Genomic DNA, 4,468 nt, shown 5'->3' on the forward strand with positions numbered 1-4,468 from the left:
AGATGTGTATACGAGCCAGTGCCTAACGCAGTCCAGGCTGATTCAATACGGCTCAGCGGCTTTGCGGGAGGTGGCCAGCGCAATTCAGGCCCTCGCCCAGGCGGAGGGGTTGCCTGCCCATGGCCAGTCGGTGCAGGTGCGGTTGGCAGAAGGAGGCTAGAGGGTTTGCAAAAGCCTTGTCTCAAGCCTTACAGCCGTGGTCGCGTACCGGAGGGCAGGATGACGGGTTGGGTCAGGCGAAAGGGGCAGTGGGGGCTTGCGGCAGTTGGGATGAGCTGGGCTCTGTTGCTGGCGAATCCGGCAGTGTCTTCCTCCGGCAGGATCCCTTCTCCCCACTGCTGTCGCGAACAGGATGCCGCTCTGTCGGTGCAACGGAGTTCTTCTTCTGCTGTTTCTATCCCTTGGGATTGGGTGTATGGGTTGCAGGAGCAAGCCCGGCAACGGCAATGCACGGTGGTTGGCCTGTTGCGCAGCGATCCCCTGCCGGCGCCAGATCCCCAGTGGCAGGTGTACACACGGCTGGATTTGGTGGCTACACCCGAGGCTGGTCGGTTGACCAGTGTGTTGTTTGCCGAGAACACCCGTACTCAAGCCCTGCAAGTCGTTTATCAAGCCTCGGCGTCTGTGTACGGCCCTGCCGAGCCATTGGATTTTGCCATGATCCTGCCTTTGGCCTGGCAGGGGAACACTTTGCTGGCGCGGGAGTACGAAGGCTGGTTCCAAACCGATTTGAGCTGGGATCGGGCGGTGGTCTGGCCCTTGCCCACCGGCTCGACAGGGATCCCACCGGTGCAAATCTGGGATCCGCCGCCGGCGCTGGGGTATGCGCAGCTGCTGGGCTGGGATCCCCAGGCGCGAGAGCGGGTGCTGTTTGCGGTGGCCGATAGCCTTGGAGAGATGCCCCGCTTGGTGAGCGTGGGCCCAGACCGCCAGGTGTTGCTGCGAGCGCCTGCCGTTGCCCTTTCCCCAACTCCCTCTTCTCTACAGGGGTGGCAGGAGATCCGGCCCAAGGGGGGAGAGCCTCTCTGCCACCAAAGCCGTTTTGGGCTGGAGCAGGGAGGGGAAAATGAAAAATTAAACTGAGATGCAGAAGCCTGTGGGAGCGACAACCATGTCCAAACCGGTGGTGCGGCGGGGCTGGCCTCTGGAGGCCTTTGTCGGGGATGTAATCGTCTGTACCCTAGAGGGATCCCATCTGGATCAGGTGACGGAAATCCGAGTCAGCCCGGCGGGCAAAGGGATCCGGGTCAGCTTTGGGGATCCCTTGGGGCGATCCCGAGAGCCGGTGCAGGCCAGTGCCGAGCACCTGACGGTTACCTTCGAGATCGATCCCAGCACCTACCCCGGTGAGAAGCGCATTGAGCTGATCTCGCCGGCAGGGCCGAGCGATCCCTTGCCCTTTTTGGTGATGATGTAAAGGCGCGAAGAGAGGCAGTGGATCATGCCGTTTGCGATTGCCCCGACCGACTTGGGCGTGCTGGTGCTGGGGGTGGGCCTGTTGCTTTTGGCCGGGGGTTGGGCCTGGTGGCTGCGGCGGCAGAAGCGTGCTGCTTCCCCAGAATCGACAACCGTTTCGCCCGTCCCGGCGGTTGACCCATCGGCTCTTTCGGCGGAACAAGCGGCTCAACTGGAGCCGTTCGAGCAGGCGCTGGGAGATCAGCCGCAGGATCCCATTGCCTGGTACAACCGCGCCACCACCCTCGACCACCTGGGGCAAGCCCAAGCTGCCCTGGCCAGCTACGACCGCGCCCTGGAGCTGAAGCCGGACTTCCCCGAAGCCTGGAACAACCGTGGTTCTCTGCTGGACGATCTCGGTCGCCATCAAGAAGCTCTGGCCAGCTATGAGCGGGCTCTGCAACTGAAGCCGGATTTTTTTGAGGCCCGCTTTAACCAGGCCAACACGCTGCGGCAATTGGGCCGCTACGAAGAAGCCCTACGCGCCTACGAGCGCGCTCTTGCTCTCAGCCCCGATAGCCCGGAAACGTGGTACCTGCACGGGCTAACCTTAGCCTCTCTGGGACGGTGGCAGGGATCCCTAATCAGCTACGAGAAAGCCCTCGCCATCAACCCCGTCAATGCCCAAGTTTGGCAGAGTCGGGGCCTGGCTCTGTTTCACCTAGAGCGCTACGCCGATGCTCTGGCCAGCTACGAACGAGCCCTGCAACTGGGATCCGAATCCGTCTCTCTCTGGGCCGGCCACGCCCTTGCCCACCACCGCCTCGGCAACCCGATGGAGGCCCTCAACAGCTACGACCGTGCCCTGGCGCAAGATCCCAAACGCCCTCAGATCTGGGTGCAGCGCGGCCTGGTTCTGATGGACTTGAACCTCTACGAGCTGGCCATCCAGAGTTTTGATCGGGCCCTGCAGATGGATCCCGACAATGCCGAGGCTCACTACGCCAAAGCCTGCTGCTGCGCCTGGGAAGGCCAAGTGCCTCAGGCCCTACAAGCCCTGGAGCAAGCCCTACGCCTGGAGCCGGAGCGCTACCGCCCCTTGCTCTCCTCTGAACCCTATTTCCACCCCATTCGCGAGGAGCCGAGTTTTGCATCCTTTTTGGCAGCCCTTGCCGGCACGGATCCCCCCAAGAACCCCCCGCCGCTGTCACGAACAGCCTCTTGACGTTCTCACCTCCCAGAAGGAGAGGAGAGGCTGGAATGCACAGGCTGTTTCACCGCCAACCTGACCCAATCACCAATAACCACGAGAGCACGCCAACAACAGAAATCCGGCAATTTCGTTGGGTCTTACGGGAAAATTGCGCTCTTTTGCCGAGGAAACCCGCCGATTTTCCGTGGAGATGCTGTTGCTTGGGCCCAGAAACCTGGTCAAACTAAGAACGTTCTAGCTTTTGGCGGATCTCAACAGTGTCCAGTCGTGCTTCTGACACCATCTCTGTAGCCCTATAGCTTGCGCATGCCAGGTCGGTTCGGCTGGGCAAAAGCGTCTATTTGGACTGGATAGGTGTTGATTATGCGTGGGATCCTCAGCCTTTGAATGGTTTTCCAGTTCCTTAAGTGCTGGTTCTACAGTTATTTTCGGCAAATCGGTAAAGTGGTTCTCTATGATAACGGCCCCTCGCCTGATCTCTCCCAAGAACTCCGTCTCACCGAGGCGACCGGCGGCCTCCACTCCATTGCCTTTGGCCAAGACCGGATTCCCAGCCGCATGTGGATCTATGGCATCTCATGAGGATGTTAAAGCCCGAACCGCCGAACTGTTGCGGCTGTACCACCAGAATCGGGATCCGGCCCTGCGCAATCGACTGGTGGAAATAAACATGGGCTTGGTGCGCAAAGAAGCCCATCACTGGCGCAACCAGTGCAATGAGGGGTACGATGACCTGGTCCAAGTTGGCTGCTTGGGTTTGATTCAGGCCATCGAACGGTTTGATATTACCCGTGGGCTGGCTTTCAGCTCCTTTGCCATGCCCTACATTCGCGGAGAAATTCAACATTACCTGCGAGACAAGAGCCCCACCATGCGGATCCCACGCCGCTGGACAACTCTGCAACGACAAGCCAAGAAGGTGATTGCCCGTCTGCGGCAAGAGTTGGGCCGTTCTCCCTCTGAGGCCGAGGTGAGAGAAGCCCTACAACTGACGGAGCAGGAATGGCGAGAGCTGGAACTGGCTCAACAAAACAGCCTTTTGCTCAGCCTGGATGCCCCGATTCAAACCGAGGAAGACAGCGTCGCTTTGGGGGAGGTCGTTCCGGATCAGCGCTACCGCAGTTTTCAACTGGCCGAAGAAGACCGCATTCGCCTACAGCATGCCTTGGCCAAGCAGGAGGACCGCACCCGCAAGATTTTGGAATTTGTCTTCTTCTATGACCTCACGCAAAAAGAAACGGCAGAGCGGCTAGGGATCAGTGCCGTTACCGTTTCCCGCCAAGTCAAAAAGGGGCTGGAACGCCTGGCTAAGTTGTTGAATCAAGATATTTTTTGAGATACAGCCCGTTACAAATTAAGGGATATAAAAGGGTATAAAAATCGTGTTTCCGAGGCTTGACCCCAGTGAGGTTTAGAACAAGCAGGTTCATAGTCATTCCAGACTCGATTGAGATACTCCCGCCGCTGCCCAGACGCTCCGCGCCGCTTCCCCCAGCCCCTCCAGAGGGAGAGGGGAGTTAGAGAGCAATGGAACGGAGATGTTTCATTCCTGTTGAAAATGACCATACAGGTGTATCCCATAACCCCTTAGTAGACTGTACTTGAGCCGACGCAATTGGCGGTGACTTTCCACCCAGTAGAACGGCAGGGGCTCTGTACTGCGACAGGTTGATAGACTGATGGGAAATTGATGAGAATATTTGATGAACAGAGAAAACCGCTCTTCTCGGGATCGACCCTTGGCACCCCGCGGTTTCAAACCTAAGCTGGGTCAGAACTCGGTGGGCAGGGATCCCTTCTTCCAATGCCAGCCCAACCCGCAAAGTCCAGAGGGAATCCGCTTGGCCCCCTATGTGCGCA

The 4,468-nt window shown here is 58.9% G+C and carries 5 protein-coding genes; all 5 read left to right on the forward strand.

Translation table 11 applies throughout. From position 1 onward, the window contains the following. The first annotated feature begins 4 nt into the window (after positions 1 to 4). The 5 genes from NW838_RS08955 (at position 5) to NW838_RS08975 (ending at position 3,944) form a co-directional block, all read left to right on the forward strand. The gene (locus NW838_RS08955) at positions 5 to 160 is read left to right on the forward strand and encodes a histidinol dehydrogenase (RefSeq protein WP_414427889.1); all 156 of its coding nucleotides are present in this window, start codon (positions 5 to 7) and stop codon (positions 158 to 160) included. A 110-nt stretch (positions 161 to 270) separates the two neighbouring features. Continuing rightward, on the forward strand, positions 271 to 1,083 hold the full coding sequence (locus NW838_RS08960) for a hypothetical protein (protein ID WP_414356295.1): 813 nt from the start codon (positions 271 to 273) through the stop codon (positions 1,081 to 1,083). A 28-nt stretch (positions 1,084 to 1,111) separates the two neighbouring features. Continuing rightward, positions 1,112 to 1,417: a hypothetical protein gene (locus NW838_RS08965; protein WP_414356294.1), complete on the forward strand. Its 306-nt coding sequence runs from the start codon at positions 1,112 to 1,114 to the stop codon at positions 1,415 to 1,417. 24 nt (positions 1,418 to 1,441) lie between these two features. Continuing rightward, positions 1,442 to 2,620 carry a tetratricopeptide repeat protein gene (locus NW838_RS08970; protein ID WP_414427887.1) on the forward strand — a complete coding sequence of 393 codons (1,179 nt, stop codon included), beginning with the start codon at positions 1,442 to 1,444 and terminating at the stop codon, positions 2,618 to 2,620. 442 nt (positions 2,621 to 3,062) lie between these two features. Next, entirely contained in the window at positions 3,063 to 3,944 is an 882-nt protein-coding gene (locus NW838_RS08975; protein WP_414427888.1) for an RNA polymerase sigma factor SigF, read from the forward strand. The last annotated feature ends 524 nt before the right edge of the window (positions 3,945 to 4,468 follow it).

It is taken from the genome of Synechococcus sp. R55.2 (assembly GCF_047462075.1).
In the GTDB taxonomy this organism is placed as follows: Bacteria; Cyanobacteriota; Cyanobacteriia; order Thermostichales; family Thermostichaceae; genus Thermostichus.

What these genes read in the sequence shown, in the direction of transcription:
- NW838_RS08960 (WP_414356295.1), top strand. Translation starts at nt 271, where the DNA reads ATGAGCTGGGCTCTGTTGCTGGCGAATCCGGCAGTGTCTTCCTCCGGC.
- NW838_RS08965 (WP_414356294.1), top strand. Translation starts at nt 1,112, where the DNA reads ATGTCCAAACCGGTGGTGCGGCGGGGCTGGCCTCTGGAGGCCTTTGTC.
- NW838_RS08970 (WP_414427887.1), top strand. Translation starts at nt 1,442, where the DNA reads ATGCCGTTTGCGATTGCCCCGACCGACTTGGGCGTGCTGGTGCTGGGG.
- NW838_RS08975 (WP_414427888.1), top strand. Translation starts at nt 3,063, where the DNA reads ATGATAACGGCCCCTCGCCTGATCTCTCCCAAGAACTCCGTCTCACCG.